Annotated in this window: 23 protein-coding genes and 2 pseudogenes; 13 read left to right on the forward strand and 12 right to left on the reverse strand. The window is 40.1% G+C overall.

The annotated features are described in order from the left end of the window. Positions 1-489: 489 nt before the first annotated feature. Together L3V42_RS16900 and L3V42_RS16905 are read right to left on the reverse strand one after the other, a co-directional pair. Positions 490-2,085, reverse strand: a complete 1,596-nt coding sequence (locus L3V42_RS16900; protein ID WP_238472531.1) for a xylulokinase — start codon at positions 2,083-2,085, stop codon at positions 490-492. A 42-nt stretch (positions 2,086-2,127) separates the two neighbouring features. Then, the gene (locus tag L3V42_RS16905) at positions 2,128-3,516 is read right to left on the reverse strand and encodes a sugar porter family MFS transporter (RefSeq protein ID WP_235763793.1); all 1,389 of its coding nucleotides are present in this window, start codon (positions 3,514-3,516) and stop codon (positions 2,128-2,130) included. 507 nt (positions 3,517-4,023) lie between these two features. Here L3V42_RS16905 and araA point away from each other — a divergent pair. Further along, positions 4,024-5,448 carry an L-arabinose isomerase gene (gene araA, locus L3V42_RS16910; protein WP_235763792.1) on the forward strand — a complete coding sequence of 475 codons (1,425 nt, stop codon included), beginning with the start codon at positions 4,024-4,026 and terminating at the stop codon, positions 5,446-5,448. 220 nt (positions 5,449-5,668) lie between these two features. On the opposite strand, the gene L3V42_RS16915 is transcribed toward araA, so the two are convergent. Continuing rightward, positions 5,669-6,922 carry an amidohydrolase family protein gene (locus tag L3V42_RS16915; RefSeq protein WP_238472532.1) on the reverse strand — a complete coding sequence of 418 codons (1,254 nt, stop codon included), beginning with the start codon at positions 6,920-6,922 and terminating at the stop codon, positions 5,669-5,671. Between the two features lie 61 nt (positions 6,923-6,983). On the opposite strand from L3V42_RS16915, the pseudogene L3V42_RS16920 reads away from it, so the two are divergent. Together L3V42_RS16920 and L3V42_RS16925 are read left to right on the forward strand one after the other, a co-directional pair. Continuing rightward, positions 6,984-7,652 (forward strand): annotated as a pseudogene (locus tag L3V42_RS16920) (class I SAM-dependent methyltransferase); the annotation flags it as partial. Between the two features lie 309 nt (positions 7,653-7,961). After that, complete coding sequence (locus L3V42_RS16925; protein ID WP_235763790.1) at positions 7,962-9,017, forward strand: tartrate dehydrogenase; 1,056 nt, start codon at positions 7,962-7,964, stop codon at positions 9,015-9,017. 75 nt (positions 9,018-9,092) lie between these two features. Here L3V42_RS16925 and ytvI read toward each other — a convergent pair whose 3' ends face one another. The 4 genes from ytvI to L3V42_RS16945 form a co-directional block, all read right to left on the reverse strand. Further along, a complete protein-coding gene (gene ytvI / locus L3V42_RS16930; protein ID WP_235763789.1) occupies positions 9,093-10,187 on the reverse strand; it encodes a sporulation integral membrane protein YtvI in 1,095 nt (364 codons plus the stop codon). A 196-nt stretch (positions 10,188-10,383) separates the two neighbouring features. Further along, on the reverse strand, positions 10,384-10,740 hold the full coding sequence (locus L3V42_RS16935) for a DUF779 domain-containing protein (RefSeq protein ID WP_235763788.1): 357 nt from the start codon (positions 10,738-10,740) through the stop codon (positions 10,384-10,386). Between the two features lie 79 nt (positions 10,741-10,819). Then, positions 10,820-12,340, reverse strand: coding sequence for an aldehyde dehydrogenase (gene adh / locus L3V42_RS16940; RefSeq protein ID WP_238472533.1), 1,521 nt, complete (start codon positions 12,338-12,340; stop codon positions 10,820-10,822). Between the two features lie 95 nt (positions 12,341-12,435). After that, positions 12,436-12,789: a DUF488 domain-containing protein gene (locus L3V42_RS16945; RefSeq protein WP_238472534.1), complete on the reverse strand. Its 354-nt coding sequence runs from the start codon at positions 12,787-12,789 to the stop codon at positions 12,436-12,438. A 192-nt stretch (positions 12,790-12,981) separates the two neighbouring features. On the opposite strand from L3V42_RS16945, the gene L3V42_RS16950 reads away from it, so the two are divergent. Together L3V42_RS16950 and ymzB are read left to right on the forward strand one after the other, a co-directional pair. Further along, positions 12,982-13,827, forward strand: a complete 846-nt coding sequence (locus L3V42_RS16950; protein WP_238472535.1) for a patatin-like phospholipase family protein — start codon at positions 12,982-12,984, stop codon at positions 13,825-13,827. A gap of 125 nt (positions 13,828-13,952) precedes the next feature. Next, positions 13,953-14,240 carry a protein YmzB gene (gene ymzB / locus L3V42_RS16955; protein ID WP_500797184.1) on the forward strand — a complete coding sequence of 96 codons (288 nt, stop codon included), beginning with the start codon at positions 13,953-13,955 and terminating at the stop codon, positions 14,238-14,240. 192 nt (positions 14,241-14,432) lie between these two features. Here the strand turns inward: ymzB and L3V42_RS16960 are convergent, their stop codons facing one another. Further along, on the reverse strand, positions 14,433-14,639 hold the full coding sequence (locus L3V42_RS16960) for a hypothetical protein (protein ID WP_235763783.1): 207 nt from the start codon (positions 14,637-14,639) through the stop codon (positions 14,433-14,435). Between the two features lie 140 nt (positions 14,640-14,779). Here L3V42_RS16960 and L3V42_RS16965 point away from each other — a divergent pair, with 140 nt between their 5' ends. The 6 genes from L3V42_RS16965 (at position 14,780) to L3V42_RS16990 (ending at position 19,231) form a co-directional block, all read left to right on the forward strand. Beyond that, positions 14,780-14,935, forward strand: coding sequence for a hypothetical protein (locus L3V42_RS16965; RefSeq protein ID WP_238472537.1), 156 nt, complete (start codon positions 14,780-14,782; stop codon positions 14,933-14,935). 436 nt (positions 14,936-15,371) lie between these two features. Further along, positions 15,372-15,980, forward strand: a complete 609-nt coding sequence (locus tag L3V42_RS16970) for an NADPH-dependent FMN reductase (RefSeq protein WP_238472538.1) — start codon at positions 15,372-15,374, stop codon at positions 15,978-15,980. A 23-nt stretch (positions 15,981-16,003) separates the two neighbouring features. Continuing rightward, complete coding sequence (locus L3V42_RS16975; RefSeq protein ID WP_235763780.1) at positions 16,004-17,191, forward strand: NAD(P)H-dependent oxidoreductase; 1,188 nt, start codon at positions 16,004-16,006, stop codon at positions 17,189-17,191. Between the two features lie 82 nt (positions 17,192-17,273). Further along, the gene (locus tag L3V42_RS16980) at positions 17,274-18,200 is read left to right on the forward strand and encodes an FAD:protein FMN transferase (protein ID WP_238472539.1); all 927 of its coding nucleotides are present in this window, start codon (positions 17,274-17,276) and stop codon (positions 18,198-18,200) included. 64 nt (positions 18,201-18,264) lie between these two features. Continuing rightward, positions 18,265-18,417 carry a small acid-soluble spore protein P gene (locus L3V42_RS16985; protein WP_235763778.1) on the forward strand — a complete coding sequence of 51 codons (153 nt, stop codon included), beginning with the start codon at positions 18,265-18,267 and terminating at the stop codon, positions 18,415-18,417. Between the two features lie 160 nt (positions 18,418-18,577). Beyond that, a complete protein-coding gene (locus L3V42_RS16990; RefSeq protein WP_235763777.1) occupies positions 18,578-19,231 on the forward strand; it encodes a reverse transcriptase-like protein in 654 nt (217 codons plus the stop codon). 65 nt (positions 19,232-19,296) lie between these two features. Here the strand turns inward: L3V42_RS16990 and L3V42_RS16995 are convergent, their stop codons facing one another. Beyond that, positions 19,297-20,979 (reverse strand): DUF2207 domain-containing protein, encoded by a 1,683-nt coding sequence (locus tag L3V42_RS16995; RefSeq protein WP_238472540.1) that lies wholly within the window; start codon positions 20,977-20,979, stop codon positions 19,297-19,299. Between the two features lie 246 nt (positions 20,980-21,225). Here L3V42_RS16995 and L3V42_RS17000 point away from each other — a divergent pair, with 246 nt between their 5' ends. Continuing rightward, positions 21,226-22,929, forward strand: a complete 1,704-nt coding sequence (locus L3V42_RS17000; RefSeq protein ID WP_238472541.1) for a methyl-accepting chemotaxis protein — start codon at positions 21,226-21,228, stop codon at positions 22,927-22,929. 293 nt (positions 22,930-23,222) lie between these two features. Here the strand turns inward: L3V42_RS17000 and L3V42_RS17005 are convergent, their stop codons facing one another. Continuing rightward, a complete protein-coding gene (locus L3V42_RS17005; RefSeq protein WP_235763831.1) occupies positions 23,223-23,711 on the reverse strand; it encodes a pyridoxamine 5'-phosphate oxidase family protein in 489 nt (162 codons plus the stop codon). A 177-nt stretch (positions 23,712-23,888) separates the two neighbouring features. Next, the gene (locus tag L3V42_RS17010) at positions 23,889-24,239 is read right to left on the reverse strand and encodes a hypothetical protein (protein WP_235763774.1); all 351 of its coding nucleotides are present in this window, start codon (positions 24,237-24,239) and stop codon (positions 23,889-23,891) included. Between the two features lie 405 nt (positions 24,240-24,644). Here L3V42_RS17010 and L3V42_RS17015 point away from each other — a divergent pair, with 405 nt between their 5' ends. Next, a complete protein-coding gene (locus L3V42_RS17015) occupies positions 24,645-24,899 on the forward strand; it encodes a hypothetical protein (RefSeq protein WP_235763773.1) in 255 nt (84 codons plus the stop codon). A gap of 201 nt (positions 24,900-25,100) precedes the next feature. Here L3V42_RS17015 and L3V42_RS17020 read toward each other — a convergent pair. Then, positions 25,101-25,544 (reverse strand): annotated as a pseudogene (locus L3V42_RS17020) (squalene--hopene cyclase); the annotation flags it as partial. Between the last annotated feature and the right edge of the window lie 623 nt (positions 25,545-26,167).

Raw genomic sequence — 26,167 nt, forward strand, 5'->3', positions numbered from 1 at the left:
GAAGTTCACCGCCAAAAACTCCAAAAAAATAAATAACGATGATAAATTTCTATCAAAAATGAATCCAAGCCGCATTTTAATGACTTGGATTCTTTTTTTATTATTTTTGGCTAGTTATGTCCCAGCCCATTCGGACTTTTTATTTTGTATAGAGAAATGTCGAAATTTTCACCCACTTAGGCAATCAATATTATGGTAAATTTAACATATTAATGAATTTCATAATACGTATTTAATGCTTTTCCATCACCATATGAGTTGAGTTGGTTCGTTCCCAACTATATATGGTGATGGAAAAGCCGACTTTGGTAATTATGAAATTCATTCATATAAAAAAAGAATCTGTAACGAACTTTCTTTAATAAGAATCAGAATTGGCAAGCCAGAAAAGGAAAATGGGAGTAAGGGGGCAGAAAAAATGCATCCGATTTTTATAGAGTGACGATGAATAGAAAAGAACCGGGCATATAGTTCGCCCGGTATTCTTATTTATATATGCTCGATTGCAGCTGATTCAACTGGCAGTCCAGCTTTATATTTTGTAATAAACTGCTCGTAACCTTCTACCCCTGCAGGTTCTGGGCTTAAGGTAGAGCTTTGCGGGTCCGTGAATACGTATTGGTCAAGGAAATCTTCTAAACTGATTTCTTTATTTCCTTGCTTCGCGTAAGCTGCTAGTACTGCCATTCCCCAAGCGCCGCCTTCACTTGCTGTTTTCATCACGGTAATCGGGATATTCAGCGCATTGGAAAGAACTTGCTGTGCGATGACAGGTGTTTTAAATAGTCCGCCTTGTGCGATTAGAACATTTGTCTCGATTTTTTCTTCATTAATTAAAATATCCATTCCAATTTTTAGTGGAGCAAATGCTGCATACAACTGCGTAAGGAAAAAGTTTGCGAGCGTAAAGGAACTATTGACATCTCTTACGAACAGCGGACGTCCTTCTGGCATCTTCGTAATATTTTCTCCAGATAAATAACTGTAATTGATTAATCCGCCTGCATCCGGTTCTGATCTCGTTGTGGAGTGGAACAGGATTTCGAATAAGCGGCCTTCATCAAGATTGATGCCAAGACGTTCAGCAAATTCTTTAAAGATGCTGGACCAAGCATTAATATCGGAAGAGCAATTATTCGTATGGACCATTGCAACCGGCTCGTTATTTGGTGTCGTCACGAGATCGATGTCTTTATATACTTTCTGCAATGGCTTATCAAGGACAAGCATGGAAAAGGCGGAAGTCCCGACAGAAATATTTCCAGTTCGCTTGCGGACACTATTCGTACTAACCATACCGGTGCCGGCATCCCCCTCAGGAGGGGCCATGATACTGCCGGCTTGAAGGTTTCCGTTTATATCTAGTAATTTGGCGCCTGCTTCCGTCAAAGTGCCGGCCTGGTCACCTGCTTGTAGTACGTTTGGCAGGATGTCAAGGAGGTTCCAGTCATACTGGGCGACATTCTCCAGGTTTTCAAACAACTTTACATGCTTATCAGAATAAGTTCCCGAATCGTCAATCGGGAACATTCCGGAAGCGTCACCTACACCTAACACTTTTTCTCCGGATAATTGCCAATGGACATAACCTGCAAGTGTTGTAATGAAATCAACTTCGCGTACATGCTCTTCTTCATCAAGGATTGCTTGATAAAGATGGGCAATACTCCAGCGCTCCGGAATATTGAATTGGAATCGTTCGGTCAGGTCATGCGCAGCCTGTCCTGTTGTGTTATTCCGCCATGTACGGAAAGGCGTTAGTAATTCATCATTTTTTGAGAAGGGTAAGTAGCCGTGCATCATGGCACTTACCCCAATGGAACGAATACTTGCAAGCTTCGTGTGATACCTGCTCTCTACGTCAGCGGCTACTTGAAGATAACTGCTTTGAATCCCTTTCCAAACATCTTCAAGGGAATAAGTCCACATGCCATTTTCGAATTTGTTTTCCCAAGCATAATTTCCAGCAGCAATCGTATTGAAATCGTCATCAATCAGGACAGCTTTAATTCTAGTAGAACCTAATTCAATCCCGAGATATACATCACCTTGCTGAATCGCTTTGGACGTCTCCGTTAGATTCATAAAAAGTCCCTCCAAATCTATTATTCTGTTTCTCTCTTCATTTTAGGCTGTTTTATTGTTCTTTGCCAAACCTTTCATTTCACCGATTTTCTCAATTTCTTCTAATGTACGGCCGCGAGTTTCCGGTACACGGATACGGATAAAGGCAACACCGAGCAGACAGATGATACCAAAGATGGCGAATACAGCTTCTTGTGCCATCGATGCGGTCATAATCGGGAAAAGCAATCCGACGAGGAATGATCCGATCCAGTTAAAGGATGAAGCTAAGCCGGATGCACGTCCGCGGATGAGCAGCGGGAAGATTTCTCCGACAATTACCCATGTTAAAGGTGCCCATGTAAAGGAATAGAACGCGACATAAATACTCAAGAACACAACAATCATCATCGGATTCGCATCTGGAACAATGGAATTGATGATTGCAGGGAAGATAAAGGAAAGTCCCATTACAGTACCCCCGAGGGTCAGCAATGTCCGGCGTTTAAATTTATCTGCAATAACAAGGAAAACTAAGGAACCTATTACTAGGATGATACCCTGGATAATCGGCCACAGCAATGCAGAGCTTGCTGCTTGTCCAGTAGCTGATTCTACAATTAACGGGATATAATAGAATATCGCGTTCGCACCTTGGAACTGCTGGAATGCTGCTACACCGACACCGGCAATGACTAAATAGCGGTATTTACTATTTAATAAAGCACCCCAAGAAACTTTCTGATCTTCTTTCTTACTGCTTTCTTGAATTTCTTTAATTTCAGCATCGATTGCTTCTTTATTTGGACGAATATAGCTTAAGACCTGACGAGCTTCCCGGATCTTGTTATTTTTAATAAGGAAACGAGGGGACTCCGGTAACTTTAATACACCAAGAAACAGAATGATAGCTGGTACCGCTGCCATCGCAAGCATAGAGCGCCACGCTATTGTGGTCGGCAAACCACTTAGTAAAAAGTCAACAATATAAGACAGTAACATACCGGAAACAATCATAGTCTGGTTTATCCCGGATAATCGCCCGCGTAACTTGGCTGGAGCCATCTCCGACATATAGGCCGGAACAAGTGCAGAAGCTGCACCAACAGCTAGACCAAGAAAGATACGAACGAGAATCAGGAAAATATCGCCATTAGGCGGTGCAATTCCTGACAGGAGTGATCCAATCACAAAGATAACCGCAGAAGCTAGAATCATTTTCCGGCGTCCGAAACGGTCCGAAAGTTGCCCGGCGAGAGCACCACCGAAGATTGCACCTAACATAATCGAAGAAGTAATCCAGCCAATCGTTGCCGCATTCTGCAGTCCCCAATCTTGCTGCAGGAACGGAAGCGCTCCTGTCATAACTCCAATATCATAACCGAATAGTATTCCTCCAAAAGCTCCGAAGAAATAAATAAATTTATGAGAAATCTTTTTTTCTTTTACCATTAAAATCCCCTCCCTAAGTGTAAAGCATTTCTTGTAAATATTTTTTTAAAATAGTAAAGGCTTACAAACCAAAGAGTACTAATAAAGAGAAAAGGAATTATTTATCAGTACAACTATAATGAAATGAAGAATTAATTGCGTATGACTACTGTATCCTCCTCTTTTCTATGGTTACTTTCAGCTGGAAGTAAAGGCTTTCACAAATAGATAATATCATTATTGTCCAGACGAATCAACTATAATATTTTTGTTCGTATAAATAATGAAGTGAAAAATGCTCTGTAATAGCTGGCTTTATTGAGACTGTTGTTAGTTGGAGGGAATTTCTTATTATATTTTTATACGTACAAATTATTTTATTGTTGACTTATACGTATTATTGATATACAATAAAAAATGTAAGCGGTTTACAGAGAGTTCTATTAAAGTACAGTCCTGTAAAGAGATTCAAACCTTGTGAATGAAGCAGGGGAACTTAAGATACGTAACTTCAAGGAGGTCTTTATTATGTTGGAAATAAATCCATATGAATTTTGGTTCGTTGTAGGAAGTCAGCCTTTATACGGGGAAGAAACATTGAATGCGGTTAAGGAAAACGCGGTAACAATCATAAATGAATTAAATGAAAAGAGTAATTTCCCTTATCCGATTGTATTTAAAACAGTTGCTACGGATTCTGATAGTATCACGGATGTGATGAAGGAAATTAACTATAATGATAAAGTTGCTGGTGTTATTACGTGGATGCATACATTCTCTCCAGCGAAAAACTGGATCAGAGGGACGAAACTGCTGCAAAAGCCATTGCTTCATTTGAACACACAATTAGCAAATAATATTCCGTGGAAAGATATTGATATGGACTATATGAACCTGCACCAAAGTGCACATGGGGACAGAGAGTATGGTTACATTAATGCCCGTCTGAAGAAAAACAATAAAATTGTTGTTGGCCACTGGAAAGATGAAGATGTTCAAAAGGAAATTAAACAGTGGATGGATGTTGCGGTTGCTTATAATGAAAGCTTCAACATCAAAGTTGCCAGATTTGGTGACAATATGCGTAATGTGGCTGTTACGGACGGGGATAAGATTGAAGCGCAAATTCAATTCGGCTGGACGGTCGATTACTTCGGTATTGGTGACTTAGTCGCTGAAATGAATGAAGTGACGGATGAGGCTATTGATGAAGTATATAAAGAGTGCGAAGAGAAATATGAACTTGTTGTTGGCGAAAATGATCCAGCATTTTTCGAAAACCAAGTGAAAGAACAAATCAAAATTGAAATCGCATTGAAGAGATTTTTAGAGCGTGGCGGTTATACTGCATTCACGACGAACTTCGAGGATTTATGGGGCATGAAGCAACTCCCTGGTATGGCTGTACAGCGTCTAAATGAAGCTGGGTATGGTTTTGCCGGTGAAGGTGACTGGAAAACAGCAGCACTTGACCGTTTAATTAAGATTATGGCTCATAACAAGCTGACAGGTTTTATGGAAGATTATACGTACAACTTAGTAAAAGGTGAAGAAGCGATTCTGGGCTCGCATATGCTTGAAGTCGATCCGACATTAGCAAGCTCAAAACCACGTGTGGAGGTTCACCCGCTAGGGATTGGTGATAAGGAAGATCCTGCACGCTTAGTATTCGATGGTGTGGAAGGAGAAGGTGTGAACTTGACAATTTCTGATTTCGGTGATTATTTCCGGATGGTCATGTACGAAGTGGAAGGAAGTATCCCGCAAGAGCCTGCTCCACATCTTCCGGTCGCTCGTCAAATGATGACGATCAAATCCGGATTCCAGCATGGCGTGGAAAAATGGGTTGAATATGGTGGAGGTCATCATACGGTTCTATCCTTTGCGGTTACGGCTAAGCAAATAGAAGATTTAGCGAAAATGTTCGGACTGGAATTTGTGAATATCCGATAGACATAAATAATTATAGAAAACTCCCCTTCAGATGTATGGTAGAAGGGGAGTTTTTTAATATTTTATCGCAGTGTAACTGGCTGTTGGCCCTCCCACTTAGTAATAAAAAGTTTCTTTCATTTCTTGAAGTGGGAGATTCAACATCTAGTAACAGTCCGATTCGTTCAATTAACCACCAGTGTGGGATGAAAGAAAACGTCCACTAAAGGTTAGTTTTACTTTATAGTTCTTTTAAAAAGTCAATTTCAATTTCATTCACTCTCGGAGCACGCTTAAACAGGTATTCACCATTTCTAACAGAAGCAAGCACTTCTGCGCGCTCTCGGATGGCTTCATAAGCATCTGTTGCATCAAGCACGATGAAGTTGGCTGGTTTTCCGGCTTCAATTCCATATTCTTCATTTACCCGCATAATGTTTGCACCGTTATACGTAATCAGGTCAAATGCTTTGTTGATCTCATCAATGTGGGTGTAGTGGGCAAGGTGGATTCCGTTATCCAAAATATTCATCATGTTTCCATTACCTAAAGGGTACCAGTAGTCAGCAATTGAATCCTGAGCAAATGCGACATTATTTCCATTCGCGAGCAATTCTTTCACACGGGTTAAACCGCGGCGTTTCGGATATGTATCCCCGCGTCCTTGAAGATGAGCGTTTTCCGTTGGGCATGAAATGAAATTAATTTTTGATTCTTTAAAAAGACCCATCATTTTATTCGCATAACTATTTTCTACCGAAGCAAAACTTGTCGTGTGGCTTGCGGTTGTGTATTCGCCGTACTCTTTTTCCATGACAAGGGCATTCAGGACCTCTAGAAAGCGGCTGTTCGGGTCATCATTCTCGTCACAGTGGATGTCGATCATTACATCATATTTAATGGCAAGATCAACAATTCGTCTTAAGGACTCTACCCCATGTTCATAGGATATCTCAAAGTGGGGGATGCCTCCTGCGGCATCTGCACCCATTTCGAGTGCTTTTTCCATTAATTCCTCAGCCCCTTTGTAGCGGAAGAATCCTTCTTGGGGGAAGGCGACAAGCTGTAGGGTTACGATACTTTTTAGTTCTTCGCGAAGTTTGATTAATGCCTTCATTCCTGTGAGGTTCGGATCAGTAATGTCAACGTGTGTTCGGATGAATTGTACTCCTTTGCTTACTTCCTTCTGAATCCCTTTCATGGCACGCTCCCGAACCAATTCTTCAGTCAAAGTTTTCTTATTATCACTCCAGCGCTGAATCCCTTCGAACAACGTACCTGATATGTTTGCATTTCCTTCACCAAGACCGGAGAAAATGTAATCTAAATGGAGATGTGGATCAACATATGGAGGCAGAACAAGACGACCTCCTAAATCGATGACTTCATCTGCGTCACCGAGATCATTGCCGATTACTTTAAATTGATTGTTTTCTACTAAAATTTCATGGGAATCAGGGTTCCCGTAAATCGTTGCATTAATAAACTTCTTCATTAACCATAACTCCTTTACTTTATAACTACTGTTTCTAGTATAACAAAATTGGGACATGGGGTCAGAAAAGTCAGTGCCGCGGAATTGGTTTCCTGCGTCAATTCACGGTTTAAAAATTCTTTGTCTTGCAGCAGGCGGCGGACAACAAGCTCCAATTCTAGCCGCTGCAGGTGCAGATGTAACCGTCATGGATATTTCTAAGAAGCAACTGGAGCAGGATGAAAAGGTTGCAAGACGCGAATGTTTAAACTTAAAAGTGGTGCAAGGAGATATGGCGGATCTTAGTCATTTTAAAAAGGAGTCATTTGATATTGTTGTTCATCCAGTGTCAAATTTATTTATCGAAAATCCACGGCCGGTTTGGCAAGAGATTGCAGGGGTGTTGAAGCAGAGAGGTGTACTCATAGCTGGATTCACTAATCCACTATTATGGATTTTTGATGATGAACAGGAGAAAAAGGGAAATCTTGCTGTACGACATCCGATTCCTTCTTCCACACTTGACCATCTAGGGGGAGAGGCGCTTGAAGAGTTTCTAAAGAGAGAGGAAACAATTGAGTTTGCCCATACACTAGAGGATCAAATTCAAGGTCAAATTGATGCCGGGTTTGCTGTTACTGGTTTTTATGAGGATGATTTCGGCGGGGAGCGGATGATAGATAAATATATTAAAACATTTGCTGCTACCCGTGCGGTTAAAATGGATCAAATGGGAATTTTTCCTAAATAATATGCTTAGTCGGACCAAATGGAAACTGGTCCGACTAAGCATATTTAGAATTTATTTCGCATCGTTCTCATACTGTAAGCAGGTTTTCGTTCTTGTGTATTTGTCTCGCCAGGTGTCGGTACAGTGGAGAAAATGAACAGGCAAACGAAAATTGCTAGGTTACCCGTCCATGTCATTTCAAGGTGTGGGAATAATAATTTAAGGGCCTATCCTCCTGTTTTGGGACAGTTGCTCTGACCCTGTGTCGCGCTTTTTGGTATACTAATGAAGAATAGTTGAATAGTAGTTTTACAAGGAGGGGTTTTTATTATGAAAAAGTTCAAAATTGCTTCTATTCCTGGAGACGGGATTGGAAGAGAGGTAGTGCCTGCTGCTACCCGAGTTTTGGATGCGGTTGCAGAACTGCATGGGGGATTGAAGTTTGAGTATGAGGAATTTCCATATAGCTGTGAGTATTATTTGCAACACGGGAAAATGATGCCTGAAGACGGAATCGACCGATTATCGGATTCTGATGCTGTTTTTCTAGGAGCGGTAGGGAACGCGGACCTTGTTCCAGATCATATTTCTTTATGGGGTTTGTTAATAAAAATTCGTCGTGATTTTGAACAGCAAATCAACGTTCGCCCAGCGAAATTGCTCCGTGGTATAAAAACTCCGCTTGTGAGCCCGAAAGATTTTGATTTAGTTATCGTGCGGGAAAATAGTGAAGGTGAGTATAGTGAGGTTGGCGGAAGGATTTACCGTGGGGAAGATGAAATTTCTATTCAAAATAACATATTCTCAAGAAAAGGTATGGAACGGGCGATGCGCTATGCCTTTGAGTTGGCAGACAAAAGAAAAAAGCATGTAACAAGTGCTACGAAATCGAACGGGATTGTTCATACGATGCCGTTTTGGGATGAGGTATTTAAAGATCTAGGGGAGGAATACCCGGAAGTGGAGACAGACTCCCAGCACATTGATGCACTATCAGCATTTTTCGTTACACAGCCGGAAAAATTCGATATCGTTGTCGCGAGTAATCTTTTTGGGGATATTTTATCGGATATCGGTGCCGCTATTATGGGAAGTGTTGGTATTGCGCCAACAGCGAACATTAATGTGGAGGGAAAATATCCATCGATGTTCGAACCGGTGCATGGGTCAGCACCTAATATTGCAGGAAAAGGGAAAGCTAATCCAATTGGTCAAATCTGGACGGCAAAAATGATGCTTGATCACTTCGGGGAAGATGAACTGGGCACGCTTGTGCTGGAGTCTATTGAAAACACCGTGAGTGCTGGAATTACGACAGCAGATATAGGTGGAAAGCATTCGACAGAAGAAGTGACAGATGAAATCTTAAGACGATTGAAGAAATGAGACTGAGGGTCAGAGCAACTGTCCCGCCACTAATTGGGACAAATGCTCTGACCCCTTGTCCCAAAGACGGACAGGTTAGTTTCCTGTTCGTCCTGGTTTTGAGGTTAATTCAAATAGTCCTGCTTCTTTGGCTGTAATGAATGCGATATAGACAAATGGTCCGAAGATTAGGCCAAGCACGCCTGCTAGCACATAACCAAAATACATAGAAAGCACGGTTGGCAGGGCAGCGAGACCAATGGAATCTCCTAGCACTTTCGGTTCGATTATTCGGCGCAATACAAGGAGCACGATTGTAAGAATAATCAACTGAACTCCCATAAATGTATTTCCGAGAATAAAAGCAAGCAGTGCCCATGGAACAAGCACCAACGCGGGCCCGACGTACAATGGAATAATATCGACTATCCAAATGATGAAAGACATGATCAGGGCAGGGCCTGGCGCAATAAACTTAAGACTGATATAACATAAAATAAATACCCCGATACTTAAAACGAGCTGTGCTTTCCAATACCCGAAAAAGACTTCTCCCATGCGCTTCGAAATGAATTGCAATTTAGCGGCGAGGTCAGAACGGAACCAGCTCCAGAAGATTTTTTTCACTCTTGGTAATTCCAAACTGAATAAAAACAAAGCAATCAAGAAAAATAATGATACAAAAATTAAATTTGGAATTGCCGCTACAATAGTTTGTACAATAGAACCAAATCCTGTGATAATGGATGTCGTAATACTTAATGCCGTCTGCATGAAATCAGAAGATAACGCTTCGAGCTCCTCGATAATTACATCTGCCATTGGAACTTCTTGCAGAAATTCATAGAACTTTTCAATATTGTTTTCTATAAAATGCTGAATTTCGATGGCGTAGCGCGGAATTTGAAATGCCCATCCATAAAGAATGTCAAAAATGACGACAACTGTAATATAGATGATGAAGCCGCTAATGACAAGAAAGGATAGAAAGGTAATCAAAACAGGTAAGATTCTTTTCTCCCACTTGAATTTGCGCATCATCAGCCGAACGAATGGTTCAAAAATGAGCGCGAGCAGCAGTGCTAGCAAGATGGGGAAGATTTGCGAGAAATAGAAATATGTAAGAAAACCTCCAATAACAATAAGTATTCCAATGATTATTCGTTTCATAATTACATTTGACGTGCTCATTTATAAGCAGCTCACCTTTCAAGTCCAAAAGTAGAATAATAGATTGCGATAAAATTTCGTTAAATGATATATCTATTATAACAGGTTAGAAGAGGAAATACCCCATTAAATTGCTAGGGAATTTAGGGGGAGATGGGACAAAGGGGTCAGAGCAACTGTCCCACTGGGACAAATGCTCTGACCCCACGTCCCGCTGTCACAACTCCAATTTTTCTCGTTCTTTTGTTGTAAATATCCGGGATCTTGTTAAAAATCGTTTGCCTTCTGGACCTTCCAAGGAAAACATACCACCTCTGCCATCGACTACATCAATGATAAGCTGAGTATGTTTCCAGTACTCATATTGATCTTTGGACATGTAAAAAGGTGTGTCTCCAATTTTACCAAGTAATATATCCGATTCACCGGTGCGGAATTCATCCCGCGGGTAGCACATTGGTGAGCTTCCGTCACAGCAGCCCCCGGATTGGTGAAACATGAGTGGGCCGTGGATCGTTTTCAACTTTTCGATTAATTGAAGTGTACTTTCCGTTGCAACTACACGTTGTACCATCAAAAGATCCCTCCTTCTTTCAATCTATGTAGAAGGGAAGCTAATCAATACATATGATTAGCTTCCCGACAAAGGAAAGTTAGAATAAACCTGCAGGGCCTTCACTATAGCTGATCAGTAAGTTTTTCGTTTGCTGATAATGAGCGAGCATCGTCTGGTGATTTTCCCGTCCGATTCCAGACTTTTTATACCCGCCAAACGCCGCATGAGCGGGATATTGATGGTACGTATTCGTCCATACTCTTCCGGCTTGAATCTCCCGGCCAAAGCGGTAAGCCGTATTAATGTTTCGCGTCCAGACACCAGCACCAAGACCGTAGAGTGTATCATTTGCAATTTCCAGTGCTTCTTCCTTATCCTTAAATGTTGTGACAGAAAGAACCGGGCCGAAAATTTCCTCCTGGAAAATGCGCATTTTATTATGTCCCTTAAAGATAGTTGGTTCTACATAGTAACCGTTGGAGAGCTCTCCGCCCAGTTTATTTACATTGCCTCCGATTAACACTTCCGCGCCTTCTTGTTTTCCGATATCAAGATAGGAGGTGATTTTCTCTAGTTGTTCCGTTGAGGCCTGTGCACCCATCATCGTTGTCGTATCGAGCGGGTGGCCGATTTTAATTTCTTTGACACGTGCGAGTGCCCGTTCCATAAATTCATCATAAATGGACTCATGAATCAAGGCCCGAGAAGGACACGTACACACTTCACCTTGATTTAAAGCAAACATCGTCAAGCCTTCCACCGCTTTATCGAGAAAACCATCATCTTCGTCCATAACATCTTCAAAAAAGATATTCGGTGACTTTCCTCCAAGTTCCAATGTTACCGGGATAATATTTTCAGATGCATATTGCATAATTAAGCGGCCGGTTGTTGTTTCCCCAGTGAAAGCAACTTTATCAATCCCCGGATTTGTCGCAAGTGGCTTACCAGCTTCGACCCCGAATCCATTCACGACATTTAATACACCTGGAGGAAGCAAGTCATGAATCAACTCCAGCAATACGTGAATCGATGCTGGTGTTTGTTCAGCTGGTTTTAAAACGACACAGTTACCGGTAGCGAGCGCTGGTGCAAGTTTCCAAGTCGCCATTAACAGCGGAAAATTCCATGGAATAATTTGTCCGACAACACCGAGCGGCTCGTGGAAGTGATAGGCAACTGTGTCTTGATCGATTTGGCTGATGCCGCCTTCTTGCGCTCGGATAACACCGGCAAAATAGCGGAAGTGATCGACGGCTAATGGCAAGTCAGCGGCAAGTGGTTCTCGGATCGCTTTTCCGTTGTCCCAGGTTTCCGCAACGGCGAGCATTTCCATATTGTCCTCAATCCGATTGGCAATTTCATTTAAAATGTTTGCCCGCTCCGTAACCGAAGTTTTCCCCCAGGCTTCCTTTGCTTCACTCGCTGCATCGACAGCTAACTGGATATCTTCTTTTGTTGAACGAGCGATTTCACAGAATGCTTTACCAGTTACCGGACTGACATTTTCAAAATATAACCCCTTGACTGGTGGACGATATTCTCCTCCAATGAAGTTATCGTAACGGTCCTTAAATGTGATCACTGCACCTTCTGTATTTGGGTTTTTATACCTCATGTTAAAATTCCTCTCCTTTAATAATTTTTGCCATGTTGACTATAAGGTTGTCCTAATAAAACATATGCAAATAGGAGAGGGAAAATGACTTGCTTCTAATCTTCTAGTTTTTCTTTTAATATTACTGCTTGGTTTTCTTCTTTATTTTTTGCTGCGAAGAGGAGGGTGATTTGTTTTGTATCGTCTGCTATTTTCTTTAATTCATTCAGTGCTTCTTTTTGTTCTCCGGATTGTAATTCTTTTAAATATTTTACTTTAAATTGTTTAAAGCTCCGTTCATCCTCATGAAATGATTTCCGTAATTCATCTGTCGGGCCAATTTCTTTCAGCCAGTGGTCGAGATTTGCCTTTTCTTTTGATACACCTCTTGGCCAGAGGCGATCAACGAGAATGCGTACCCCGTCTGCTTTTGCGGATTCATCATAAATTCGTTTCAGTTTAATCTTCAAGAAAATCCTTCCTTTCCAATATCTAATGTACGCAGGTATACAAGAAAGAAATCTTCTTACCTGTTTTAAATTGAAAAAATTCCCAAACTCTAGGTAGGCCTGTTAAAATGATATTATTTAATTGTAGTATCCGGAGCATAATATAAATGGAAAAAGCCTACAAAATTCACAATAAAGTTGAGGGAAGAGACGATGGTTAATGCAGGATTAATCCTTGAAGGTGGCGGTATGCGCGGATTATATACGGCAGGAGTGCTGGAATATTTTATGGAGCGGGATTTATACCCACCCTACGTTATCGGTGTTTCGGCGGGAGCTTGTATGGCCGCATCTTATCTTTCAAGGCAAAAAGGTCGAAACAAAAAAGTGAATCTCGGTTTTATTGAGGATAAACGTTACCTTTCCTTTAGAAATTTTATCAAGAAACGGGAACTTTTTGGAATGGATTTTATTTTTGATGAAATTCCAAATAAATTAGTTCCATTTGATATGGATGCGTTTAAGCAGAATACAGAGGAATTCGTCATTGTAACCACCGATTGTGACACAGGGGAGCCGGTCTATTTTAATAAAACGGACCAGGGGACAGATCTCGTGAAATTACTCCGTGCCTCAAGTTCTTTGCCATTTGTAGCGTCGAGTGTGGAATATAAAAGCCGGCATTTATTAGACGGCGGGATTAGTGATCCCATTCCGATAAAAAAATCAGAGCAAGATGGCTTTGAAAAGAATGTAATTATCCTTACAAAGCCAGAGGGTTATTTCAAACGGCCAAGAAAAATGTACTCTATTATTAAGTATAAGCAGCATCCGAAAATAAATGATTTATTAAGGGAACGGTATAAGCATTATAATGAGACACTTGAATATGTCGCTAAACAGGAACAGCTAGGAAATGCGTTTGTGATGCGACCAAGTGTGGAATTGCCGGTAGGGAGGGCGGAACGGAAGAAGGAACGAGTGGAAGAGCTTTATGAGTTAGGTTGGAACGATGCTAAAGAGCAATTTGAGGCACTGCAGCGCTTTCTTAGCAATTGAAAACACTCTTTGTATGTTTTTCCGAAGAGAGGGAAAACGTAATAAAAAGGAGTGATACAATGAAGCAGCGGCGCTTAAGCATTGAAGAGTTTAATGAATTATTACAGCAATGAAATGACCAACAGATAAAGATTGTGAAGCAGGAAATGGATGATATAAAAGAAACACTTCTTGTTTTAAGAGGAGTTTCTTTCACGAAGGGACAGAGTATTGATGATTATATATCCCGTTACGCCTTGCAATTAAACGGAAGTGGTCTCGTCGAAACAACGATGAAGAATTATGAATCCTTGCCAGCTGAAACATTTGAAATCCCTCTTGAAGAGGAAGCAACGTACGAATTTGATGGGGCTCGCTTTACGATCAGCACCTCCCGCGGAGTTTATACGATAGAACAGAATCAATTTGTTTAGGAGAAAATAAGTAGTTTAGCATTTTTTATTGAAAAGGATGCTAAACTGAATGAATTTCATAATTACAAAAGTCAGCTTTCCCATCACCATATGTAGTTGGGAACGAACCAACTCAACTACATATGGTGATGGTGATGCATTAAATACGTATTATGAAATTCATTAAACTACTTTATTTTTTGGAAGGAATTCTTATTCAAATGGAATCGCAAAGCTTCTTTTCTTTGGATGTTTGGCAACGAGCAAGTGGCATTTTCTTGCATTGTCTTTCGTATACCAATGATCGTTTAAATATCTTTGCAACTCTTCTGTCGTTCTAACCTTTTCGTCTTTCAGTTCATTTAAAAGCATTTTTATATGCTCCTCTTTCAACTCAAGACCATTTATTTCTATCTTCATTCTGGAAAACTCCTTTTTCATTCTAATCTCTATGTCCGCATTATACCAAAAGATAGGAAAATCCGATAACTTTCACCTGAAATAAATAATAAAAAGGAAGGATATACTAAGTCTGAAATCGTATAGAGGAGGCTTACAACATGTCGGAAGAAAATAAGAACAGGAATAAGGATAAAGGCAAACAACGAAATGTAAGAAAATACGATACAAGGCCAAAGCAAGACATGGAAATAGCAGAGGATACAGAATTTCTCAACTTGGATCAGAAGAGGAATAAAAGGAAAAGAGGCAGTTAATCTGTTGAGCGGGACAGGAGGTCGAGAGCATTTTTTCACTGGGACAAATGCTCTCGACCTCCTGTCCCGAATTTTAAAATTGTTACAACGTGGTGAAGTATATTGCATTTCTAATGTGAATGGGGTATATTTAAATTGTGATAGTTAGTGAATTATTTCACAAGAGAGAAATGTGGGAGGACAAATCGATTGATGACGTGTTAATGATTGTAAGAATGGTATGTTTAGTCGATTAAATGATGGCTAAAAAAGCTACTCTCACATTAAATCGTTCGAATAGGAATTTTCGAGAAGCGAAATATCATGTTTATCGTAGCTAGACGCAGGGTAATTATCTTTATGTATTAAATTTTAAGATACATCATGATATCGCGAATTTTCGAAAAAAAACACTCGAATGATGGTAATGTACAAAACATGAGAAGGGAGCAATAAAATGATGAATCTACTAGCAATTGTTGGAACGAACTCCGACCAATCTACGAATCGTAAATTATTGCAATTCATACAAAAACATTTTGCAGAAAAGGCGAACATTGAACTTTATGAAATTAAAGATATTCCTGCATTCAATAAGCCAGATGACAAAACAGCACCAGCTGAAGTGCAGGATCTTTCAGACAAAATTCGAGAAGCAGACGGGGTGATTATAAGTTCCCCAGAATATAACCATTCTGTCCCGGCAATTTTAAAAAGTACATTGGAATGGTTGTCCTATACAACCCAGCCATTAATTGACAAGCCGGTTATGCTCACTGGTGCTTCGTATGGAAGGCTTGGTTCTTCAAGAGCGCAGGCACATTTGAGGCAAATTCTAGATGCCCCGGAATTGAAAGCACGTATTATGCCGAGTTCTGAGTTTTTAGTTGGATTCTCTCTGCAAGCTTATGATGAAGATGGCAAGCTTAGTGATCCGAAGAAAATAGAAGAATTAGAAGGAATATTTAATGAGTTTATCCATTTTGTTGATATTACAAACCAATTAGTCTCAGCAAATCCTTCCCAGCAGAAAACACAAAGCTTTTCTTGGGAAAAAAATGAATAGGGAGGTAAATATAGTAAATATAGATGAAAATAGTAGGAATTGTCGGGTCGAATGCAGCGTTTTCTTATAACCGTTTATTATTAAAATTTATCGCTAAAAAGTTTGGAAATTTGATTGATGTGGAAGTGCTGGATATTGATAAAGTTCCGATGTTTAACCAATCAAATGATCAAACGAACAGTGAAGCCATTCAACATCTAAACAAAAAAATTGTTGCAGCGGACGGTGTCATCATTGCGACACCTGAATATAACCATTCCATCCCTTCAGCATTACAAAGTGCTCTAGAATGGTTGTCCTTTAAAATCCATCCGCTCGACGGGAAACCAGTTATGATTGTTGGAGCTTCTTATGACGTGCAAGGTTCATCACGCTCTCAGCTTCATTTACGTCAAATCTTAGATGCACCGGGTGTAAATGCGGTCGTCATGCCAGGTAATGAGTTCCTGTTAGGTGAAGTGCATAAAGCGTTTGATGAAGAAGAAAATCTGAAAGATGCGAACACTGTCCAATTTCTCGAAGGTTGTATCAAGAAGTTCATTCGCTTCATTAACGTAGTGAGAATTGTAGATGCACCAGACGGAATGAAGGACGTATCGAGTACAGAGGACTTATATGCTACTGGGAAAATCGATACAACAATCGAAGGCATTGATATGGAAGCTGAAGATTGGGTAGAACAGGCGGCTGTTGCAACCGGAGCAGTTGAAGGTGACGCGTACGTGAAATTGGATCGTGGAATTTTAACCGTCAATCAGTTGAATTACTTCTTAAATTCCATGCCGGCTGAACTAACATACGCGGATAGTAATAACCAATTCCTGTATTATAACCGAATGTATGAAGCAGAAGACATGCTTGCTTCCCGTACACCGGCACAAGTGGGTAATCCGCTCGCACAGTGTCACCCGGAAAATGCTTTTAGCAGTGTTGCCTGGGTCATTCAGCAATTACGCAGCGGAAAAGAAGATACGGTTCGCGCTCATGTACCAACACACGGACCGGACAAGTTTGTTGTTCACAGCTATCAAGCAATCCGGGATGATGAAGGAAATTATCTAGGAATTAATGAATATGTCCAAGATATCAAACCAATTATCGACTGGTACTTGAAACAGACTGGACAACAACTGACCGGTGGAGATGTTGATGCGGTATCTGGAGCTACAGAGAAAGTGGATACAGTCTCAGGAGCAACCGCTCAAGGTTAAAAATCGTAAAGGAAAGACAGAAAAAGAGGTCTTTATGGCCTCTTTTTTTCGAATTTTTACGTGGAAGGATAGGTTTTGTCGAATGAAAAGTCGTGAGATACGCATGATGGGCACGGTTATTGAATTGTCCGTTCAGCATAAATTTGCAGATTTCATCTTAGATGAATTGGAAATTCGCCTTAAGGAATTTAATAAACGTTTCAGTGCCCATGACCCAGGATCAGAATTAATGCGCATTAATAAAAATGCTGGAAGGAAGCCAGTGAAGGTGCATTCTGATTTATACAAATTAATTAAAATCGGAAAAGAACATAGTACACCTGCGGACAGTTCGTTAAATATTGCAATCGGCCCGCTCGTTGAAGCATGGCGAATTGGCTTCGGCGGTACAGAAGTTCCAGCAGATAAAGACATTCAAGGCTTACTCCCTTTAACAGATCCGAGTAACATCATCCTGAATGATGCAAAGCAAACCGTGCTTTTAAAAGAACCTGGCATGTTTATCGATCTTGGGGCTTTAGCGAAAGGATATATCGCGGATCTTTTAATTCCTGATTTAGAAGCGATGGAAGTGAGTGCGGCTATTATTAATCTAGGCGGAAATGTTCTCACTTACGGACCTGCACCGACTCAGACAGACGGATATTTTCGCATTGGGATCCAGCATCCATTCAAAGAGCGCGGCAATCATATTGCAATTGTCAAAGCTTTCAACCAATCCGTTGTTACCTCGGGCATCTACGAAAGGAAATTAACGTTAAATAATGAAACGTATCACCATATTTTAGACAGGCATACAGGTTATCCAATTGAAACTGAAATTGCTGGCTTGACGGTTGTCTCCAACCAATCCGTCGATGGTGAAATTTGGACAGGCCGTTTATTTGGCAAGTCAGCAGAAGAAACAATTGCAGCTTTAGAAAGGATAAAAGATGTCGCGGCAATCGTTGTCACAAAAAACGGGGAACTTCATTATTCAAAATCTCTAAAGCCGCATTTGATTATTTAACTGCTTCAGGAATAAATCCCTTCCTTCCGTCAAAAGCTAACCTATCAGGAAGGAGGGCACAATGATGGCATCAAGACCAAAAGGGCCAAAGCAAAAGAAAAATCCAGATCTACCACAAAGCCCAGAGCAGCCTTACGGAGAACCTCTATCGGGTTCGAAAAAAACGAAACAAGCGAATCATTCTAGACAAAATCATAATCCGCATCATGGGTTGTAATACGGGTTATAAGTTGAAGGTTAGTTTAGGATAAAGGAATAGGTGCTTTTTAATTGCTTGAAAGGGAAGCGTTTAATCGCCTGAACGGAGAGATATTTACTCCATCCAGGCGATTAACCAATTATATCATCAAGAAAATAGACAAGGGGAGGGGTTCATGATGCAAGTGAGAATTGAATTAACTTATCGAACGAAAAACGGGGTTGAAGCAGTCTTCAGTTCGGATGAAATGCAGGCTGGTCTGGCTCTTGTTATTGCTGAAGATTTGGAGAAGACAGGGAGAATGAGGCAATTAACTTTTATTGACAATCTAGATAACCATTGGACATTCAAACAGCTGAAGAAATTTATGGAAAAAGTTAAAACAGAACCTCATGATATCGTCGTTTATTTTGATGGTGGATTTGACCGGAATACACGAGAAGCTGGATTAGGTTGCGTGATTTACTATAAACAAGATGAAAAGTTACATCGAATCAGAAGAAATGCTTTAGTAGAAGGTTTTATTAGTAATAATGAAGCCGAGTATGCGGCGCTTCATCTTGGATTGAAGGAACTCGAACTATTAGGTGTCCGTCATTTGCCAATTACGTTTATCGGTGATTCCCTTGTCGTCGTTAACCAGCTTAATGATGAATGGCCATGCTATGAAGCGGAACTGGCAAAGTGGATGGACCGGATTGAAGCGAAGACCCGGCAACTCGGCATCACGCCAACCTACGAAAATGTTTCACGGAAAAAGAATCGTGAGGCTGATCAATTGGCGACGCAAGCTCTACAAGGTGTTGAAATTACGAGCCATACGGAACAATAAATAAAAAAAGAAAAAGGGACAAGCATCCCTTTTTCATTAAGCCAGATTATACATATATTCCATTTTTAAAATGCGCCAGATCCACCGCCACCACCGCCAACTCCTGTACCCGTGCTGGATGAAGAGGTGACCGACTGGGCGGCAACGGTTGTAGCTGAACCAAAATTTGTGTTCGCAGCTGATGAAAGTGTCAGTAATAATAATAAGTTAGTCGTTGAATCAGGTTGCCCAGCAGCACTATTTTCAATAAAATATTTATTTTTCTGTTGCAGTTCTTTATCCTTCAGTCCTGAAGAGAAAATGAGTGCACGCTCTTTATCATCTTTTGGCAGGGTGTACCAATTATTGGATTGCAATTCATTAAAGTCTTCCTTGAATTGCTGCCATTGCCGTCTGATAAGTCGCCCTTTCACTGTTTGGGTTTGAAAGACAATGGCAATTAATAGAAGTCCGCCCATTATAATCAAATCAATAATGAGCCAGAGATACAATTCATGAACGCCGAATAATATCAGAAAAGGGATTAATAAGAGACTCGTTAATCCTATCGTCCAGCGCAGCTTTTTATGTTTATTCAGCAGCTGATGAGTGTTTATTTCCTCTTTTAATAATCTCTGATATTCTGTTAAAGCTTTATAAAACGTTTCTTGATTGGCTGTCTTTTTCGTATATGCTTCCAGCTGATCAAAAGAAAAAATGCGACTTTCCCCAATCTTTTTAAATAAAAGATCAATAAGCAGTATTTCATGCTGCAAGTCCGTATTTTCATGAACTAGATAATACGTTCCATCTTTCCTGGATTCAATATTTCCTTTCCTTACTAAATCCATCATTGCGGCTGTTAGCATATCCCCATGGTCTGCAACTTGATTACGGAAATAAAAAATTGTCGCCGGCATACTGAGTATTTCTTTTGGAACGATAGAAACGGCATGGTATTGATGTTCTGTTTCAAGCTTCGTCATTTGTCCTTTTCTCCAGCCATAAAACAATACGAGGACAAGAAGTAAGCCGAATATCGCTGTTACAAAAGGAGCGAGATTTCTAAGTGTTTCTTGGCGCGCGAGAAAAGCTGCTTCTTTGTCGGCAAGTTCTTGTTCTTCCCGAATCATTTCCTCCCGAATGGTTCCGTCATGGCTCGGTGCAGCAGAAAATAAAGCATGATCATAGCCTACACGTATATCACCTTTTTTCCCGCTATCGACAAGCCCCATTTTAAATACAACTGTTCCATCACTTTCGATTTTTTCCGTTTTATATGCTTCATCAAACCCATATGCAATCACATCTGATGTCACTTCAGGCGGATGAATCGTTACAGTGAGATTCTCATAATCACTCTCGTTGCTTGTATCAAAAAATGGCCAGTAAAATTGTGCCATATCTTCATAAACTTCGACACCATCTTGGATTAAATAAGAAAGTTCAATCGTAACCATCTCGTCTTTCCCACTGCGAAAAACCTTATATGTTTCATCTTCTAATTCAACCTCTAGACTAGTCCCATCCTCACGTGCTGTAAAATCCGTAATGGAAGTTCCCTCTTTCGAAATCAGGCTGCGGGTAATTCCATTAAATTCTCCATCAAACTCATACGTATGGGATTCGGTCACCTCAACATTTCCATCATCTAAAAGGTAAGCATCAATTGTTGTTTCATTGATTGTAAAGTCGACCGCCAGCGCTTGCAGCGGAAATAGTAAAACTCCAATTAAGAAGAACAGAAAAAGAGTAACTGATTTTTTCATGTAAATCCCTCACTTTCTTATACGTAATACGAAAGAACACCCAAAAAGGATTCACTGGGACATGGGGGTCAGTGAGCATTTGTCCCAGTTATTATGCTGCTTATCGCGATAATAAGTAATATGAATATTTGTTGCAAAGTACGATTTAACGATAATAGATTAACATTTTCGGTGTATTGTACGATATAGGATAAGGAGGCCTATTTATTTCTCTTACATGATAAAAATGATGATCGGAGTGCTTGAATGAAAATGATTACGGGATTATTTAACTTTAAAAAACTGAAAACGAAGGTGTTATTTGGCTTTTCTATTATGATGGTATTGGTTGTCCTTTTAAGTGGATTCACCATTTACTCGATTAATTCAGTCAATAACGACTTGGATATTGTATTGGATAAGGAACTGGAATTAATGATTGTTGATGAAGGGTTGGCAAAAAATATGTTGGACCGGACAAGATTGATTCAAGGCTATATTATGTTCGGTAATGAGGCGTATAAAGAAGCATTTGAAGCGGGACTGGAAGAGAGTATTGCATTAGAAAATCGTGCGTCCGAGCTAAGTGGTTCAGCGGAATTAGAATCATTACTCGAAAGAAAAATCGAGTGGGGTTATTTAACCGATGAGATAATTGAAGCTTATGAATCGGGAAATGTAGATGAAGCAGGAGTTATTTTAGAAACATCGCTTGAGCCGCTTGGAAGAGAATTAATTGATGGGTTTGGAAATCTGGCAGGTACTACCGAGCAGAGAATTCAAGCGATTGGTGAAGAAATACAACAAAATGTAAATACACTTATGACGTTTGGTATTGTTATTTCTTTGGCGGTGATTGTTCTAGGTATTACAATCGCAATGATCACTGCTCGGCTGATTACAAATCCGATTCAAACTGTAATGAAACGGATGCAACTAATAGCTTCCGGTCATTTGAATAATGAGCGGTTGAATGTAAATATGCGAGATGAGATTGGACAGTTGGTGTCGGCAACAAATGATATGAATGAAAGCATGCGGGATATTATGGTGAAAATTACGGACGTCTCTCATACGGTGTCAGCACATAGTGAAGAACTTACGCAATCTGCTTTTGAGGTGCGTTCAGGAACAGAGCAAATCACAAGTACAATGGAAGAATTGGCTTCAGGAGCGGAAACACAAGCCTATCAATCAGGTGATTTATCCAGTATGATGTCTAACTTTACAGGGCAGATTGAAGAAGTAAATTGTAACGCAGTGCATGTCGAGGAAGAATCGAATCAAGTGTTAGAAATGACGAATGAAGGGTCAGTCTTAATGGATTTATCAACGAATCAGATGGAAAGTATTGATGCGATGGTACAAGCTACCGTGCAAAAAGTGGAAGGGTTAGATGAACAAACACAAGAAATTTCCAAGTTGGTCACCGTCATCCAAGATATTGCAGCGCAGACGAATTTATTGGCTTTAAATGCTGCAATCGAGGCTGCAAGAGCTGGTGAAAATGGACGTGGATTTGCAGTAGTCGCTGATGAAGTCGGCAAGCTCGCTGAGCAGGTAGGAAGTTCCGTAACCGATATCTCAGGGATTGTTCATCATATACAAACCGAATTTAGTGAAGTGACAAATGAATTGAATCATGGATATGAAGAAGTGAAGCAAGGAACCGTTCAAATTCAAAATACGGGAGAGAAATTTGCGCGTATTCGTGAATCTGTGACGGATATGGTGGGGAATATGCAGAAGATCTCCGCTAATGTGTCAGAATTTGCAACGAGCAGCCAGAAAATGAATTCCTCCATACAAGAAATTGCAGCTGTCTCCGAAGAATCAGCTGCAGGGATTGAACAAACATCTGCCTCATCAGAGCAAACAAGCAGTTCCATGGAAGAAGTAGCCAACAGCGCATCAGAACTAGCCCGATTAGCAGAAGACCTAAATGAACTAGTAAATCAATTCCAAGTTTAGCGGTCTTATAGAGCGGGACATGGGGTCAGTAAATGTCCCACTCTATCCAACTTTACGACTTTAAGAAACACATTAAACCTAGTATAACTGAAGTTCATAAAAAAACAGATTGCCCAAAACTTGGAAATCTGTTTTTTTATCACGCATTAACAGTCTGTAATACCCCTCTCGCTTCTCCACATAAGGGGAAACTAAATGTGAAGGTGGGGATAAGCAGTCCGTAAATTCCTGATTCTATTCAACTAACAATCAGCGGGGAAGTAAGAACCCCCACTGAATATCGTTTCACTTTATCATTTATCCAGTTCAATCGTTTCATTTACATGCGCCGCTTCAGAATTTTTTCCCGTCATCCGTTTATAAAGAAATGCAATTTTTTTCGTAAAATTACCGGTCTCCCAATATTCTGCTGCTTCAGCTTTTACCTTTATCAAAACAATGTCCGGATTATCATAAGAGGTTTGCAAAATTTTCTCATATACTTTACTCCATAATTCCTTTTTCTTGTCTAAATCCTCCACAATTTCAGCTCTTCCACGGACGGAGACATAGGATTTGCCAGCGTAGGCAACATTTACTTCTTGATCCTGTAAAATTTCTTTATACTTATCCGTTTCTTTTTTAGTGAAAAACCATAAATCTCCATCAAACTCTATCTTCTGCGTTTTCATCGGGCGTGAAATAAGTCCCTCTTCTGTCATTGTAGTCAGCATAGCAGTATCGACGTCTTTGATTAATTCTCTCAACGTCTTGATTTCTTCTTGGTTAATCATATTGGAAATTGGAATCACCTCATTAATGTTTATACGGGTATATTTCCCATTTCTTCAATTCCTAATCAATCCGTTATGCAAAGATTACATTGCTATAGAAAATCAAAAAGACTGTCTGCATTTCCGCAGACAGTCACTATATATCCTACAATGTAGGGGAGGATGTTTCGTTTACATATTGAAATATTATTGTTCTTCTGTATCGGATTGCTCTTCCGTATCAGCTGCAGGATCCTCGAACCCTGTATCTTCTTCCGTATCTGCCGCTGGATCCTCAATTCCTGTATCTTCATCTGTTTCAGTGTTTGGATCCTCAGCATCACCTGGGATGGAGCCAGGTTCTGAACCACTAGCAGGTTCATCTTCTTCCATTTCTGAGTCCATTCCAGGATCTGTTTCTCCTGTATCTGGAGTTGTTTCAGTCTCAGGTGGGTTTTCCATAATTTCCTCTTGATCTTCCGTTTCTCCTGAGCAAGCAGCTAAAGTCACTGCGACCCCAATAGAGAGTACACCTGTAAGAACTTGTTTGATTTTCATAAATAGACCTCCTCATAATTTGTATCTCATGTATAGAATACCTGAAAGTTGTAACAAAACTGTGGAATACAGTTAACAAAGAGTTATCACTATGATGTCAGAGGCAAATCATGATGAGAGGCAATAAACACCAGCATAGTAATCTTTTTAGAAAAGCAGCAAGCATTTGTTAATAAATCATTCATCTTTTTGTAAAATACGGAAGGTCTAACAACTAATTTGTAAGAAAAAATGAAGTGGTTTCATGAAAAACTCCTTTAAACGAGAAAACGAGCATTAACAGGAAGTCCATTACGTGTGAATCGAACGAAAATCTGACTGAAAGACTAATGAGAGAAGGGTCGAATCGTACACTTCTCAAATCTCCATAGACAAGCTATAATAAAAGCAAGGAGGTGAGAACGGATGGAAGAAAAAGTAGTCTTGCAAGAAATTTTAAATGCATTAAATGAACATTCGAAGCAGATCAACGAAAAAATGGATAAGCGCTTTCTGGAAGTCGATGAACGTTTCAATGAAGTAAATGAAAAAATCGATAATCTAACCAAAAAAGTCGATGGGATTCAGATTAACCTTCAAGAAACACAAGAAACAGCTGAATTTGCCGCAAGTAAAGTCATTCAACATGAGAAAAAACTTCGCCATACTAACACACAATAACAGGTCCCTCACCTTACATTCAATATTTCCATGATCCCGGAACCACCAAAACCCCTTGGCAACTCCATTAAGGTCGCCAAGGGCTTAAATCGCATTGTCTAGTTCATAATCATCGGCCATTCCCGTTCGCCGCACTTATAAAAACTTATTCCGGTAATGACTCAACACTAGTAAAGGAAAAATATATTGGTAGCTATGTTAATGAATATAAAACCCACCTGCCATTCCTTGCCCTTTTGGATATTTTAACGTCCAGTCCAATACGTCAGTTTGATCCAGTAAAAATTTTACCCTTTTTGTATTTCGGGTGTATCGTCGCCCGAAGCAGCAATAAGCGCATCCACAGCCCAGGCCGTGTCGGTTATTGTACTCACGCTTAATGGAGTATAGGTTTGATGGATATCGCTATAGCAAGACTCTCCCCATCCTCCATCTTCATTTTGAATATTTTTAGGAAGCAGTTGTATCATCTAGATCGGGATGCATCGTGTTCTGATCAGCAAATCCCCATCCGCCCGGGCTGCTGGAAGGATTGTGAATCACCCAGTCGCCGTAACGAATATGCTGCCGTGAAAGTAAGTATTGGTTTGCTTGCTGAACCATGGATTCTTCCCAAGAAACACCAGCCTGCTGCAATGCATAGCTGAAAAACTGAAGAAAGAATTCGGTTTGGAATTCTTGAATGAGAAAAAATTGGTATAGCTGAAGGATTTAATAAAGGAATCGAGATGATAAGAAAATTTTGTCCCGCATGGCGAGATAATGTAAATTTACTGCCATGCTGGGCAACGAGGAAGCTGACATTGTCACGGCTGGAAATGGTGTGGACGACTTGAAGCCAATGAGCGGGTCATACTTATCTCCATATTAATTATGACAGTAATAATAAATGTAATTATTTATAGACAGTTAAAAATAATGTTGCTTTCGTAGTTTATACATGTTATATTAATCTTCCGCCACAAAAACTAGAGAAAATCCAAATAAAAAAGTGGTTGACTTTAAGTTTAATAGTGTGGTATATTATTTCTTGTCGCTTTTAACGGAGTGGCAACGTGAAAAAATAATAAAAAAGTTATTGACTTGATAGTTTTTGTTTGATATACTATAAAAGTTGCCTCGCGAAGAGGATGCAAGAACGTTTGCTCTTTGAAAACTGAACAAAACAACCAGTATGAAAAAGAGGTAAGAAGTAAAACGTTGGATTGATCTAACGAAAGCTTTTTATCCCTGAATCAATTTTTGAAGCTAAGAATAGATGACGGTGT

Origin of the sequence: Oceanobacillus alkalisoli, from assembly GCF_022213125.1 — a bacterium.
Lineage (GTDB): Bacteria > Bacillota > Bacilli > Bacillales > Amphibacillaceae > Oceanobacillus > Oceanobacillus alkalisoli.

Bases quoted from the DNA above. Each gene is read 5' to 3' on its own strand.
- L3V42_RS16900 (WP_238472531.1), bottom strand. From the start codon at position 2,085: ATGAATCTAACGGAGACGTCCAAAGCGATTCAGCAAGGTGATGTATAT.
- L3V42_RS16905 (WP_235763793.1), bottom strand. From the start codon at position 3,516: ATGGTAAAAGAAAAAAAGATTTCTCATAAATTTATTTATTTCTTCGGA.
- araA (WP_235763792.1), top strand. From the start codon at position 4,024: ATGTTGGAAATAAATCCATATGAATTTTGGTTCGTTGTAGGAAGTCAG.
- L3V42_RS16915 (WP_238472532.1), bottom strand. From the start codon at position 6,922: ATGAAGAAGTTTATTAATGCAACGATTTACGGGAACCCTGATTCCCAT.
- L3V42_RS16925 (WP_235763790.1), top strand. From the start codon at position 7,962: ATGAAAAAGTTCAAAATTGCTTCTATTCCTGGAGACGGGATTGGAAGA.
- ytvI (WP_235763789.1), bottom strand. From the start codon at position 10,187: ATGAGCACGTCAAATGTAATTATGAAACGAATAATCATTGGAATACTT.
- L3V42_RS16935 (WP_235763788.1), bottom strand. From the start codon at position 10,740: ATGGTACAACGTGTAGTTGCAACGGAAAGTACACTTCAATTAATCGAA.
- adh (WP_238472533.1), bottom strand. From the start codon at position 12,340: ATGAGGTATAAAAACCCAAATACAGAAGGTGCAGTGATCACATTTAAG.
- L3V42_RS16950 (WP_238472535.1), top strand. From the start codon at position 12,982: ATGGTTAATGCAGGATTAATCCTTGAAGGTGGCGGTATGCGCGGATTA.
- L3V42_RS16960 (WP_235763783.1), bottom strand. From the start codon at position 14,639: ATGAAGATAGAAATAAATGGTCTTGAGTTGAAAGAGGAGCATATAAAA.
- L3V42_RS16965 (WP_238472537.1), top strand. From the start codon at position 14,780: ATGTCGGAAGAAAATAAGAACAGGAATAAGGATAAAGGCAAACAACGA.
- L3V42_RS16970 (WP_238472538.1), top strand. From the start codon at position 15,372: ATGATGAATCTACTAGCAATTGTTGGAACGAACTCCGACCAATCTACG.
- L3V42_RS16975 (WP_235763780.1), top strand. From the start codon at position 16,004: ATGAAAATAGTAGGAATTGTCGGGTCGAATGCAGCGTTTTCTTATAAC.
- L3V42_RS16980 (WP_238472539.1), top strand. From the start codon at position 17,274: ATGAAAAGTCGTGAGATACGCATGATGGGCACGGTTATTGAATTGTCC.
- L3V42_RS16985 (WP_235763778.1), top strand. From the start codon at position 18,265: ATGGCATCAAGACCAAAAGGGCCAAAGCAAAAGAAAAATCCAGATCTA.
- L3V42_RS16990 (WP_235763777.1), top strand. From the start codon at position 18,578: ATGCAAGTGAGAATTGAATTAACTTATCGAACGAAAAACGGGGTTGAA.
- L3V42_RS16995 (WP_238472540.1), bottom strand. From the start codon at position 20,979: ATGAAAAAATCAGTTACTCTTTTTCTGTTCTTCTTAATTGGAGTTTTA.
- L3V42_RS17000 (WP_238472541.1), top strand. From the start codon at position 21,226: ATGAAAATGATTACGGGATTATTTAACTTTAAAAAACTGAAAACGAAG.
- L3V42_RS17010 (WP_235763774.1), bottom strand. From the start codon at position 24,239: ATGAAAATCAAACAAGTTCTTACAGGTGTACTCTCTATTGGGGTCGCA.
- L3V42_RS17015 (WP_235763773.1), top strand. From the start codon at position 24,645: ATGGAAGAAAAAGTAGTCTTGCAAGAAATTTTAAATGCATTAAATGAA.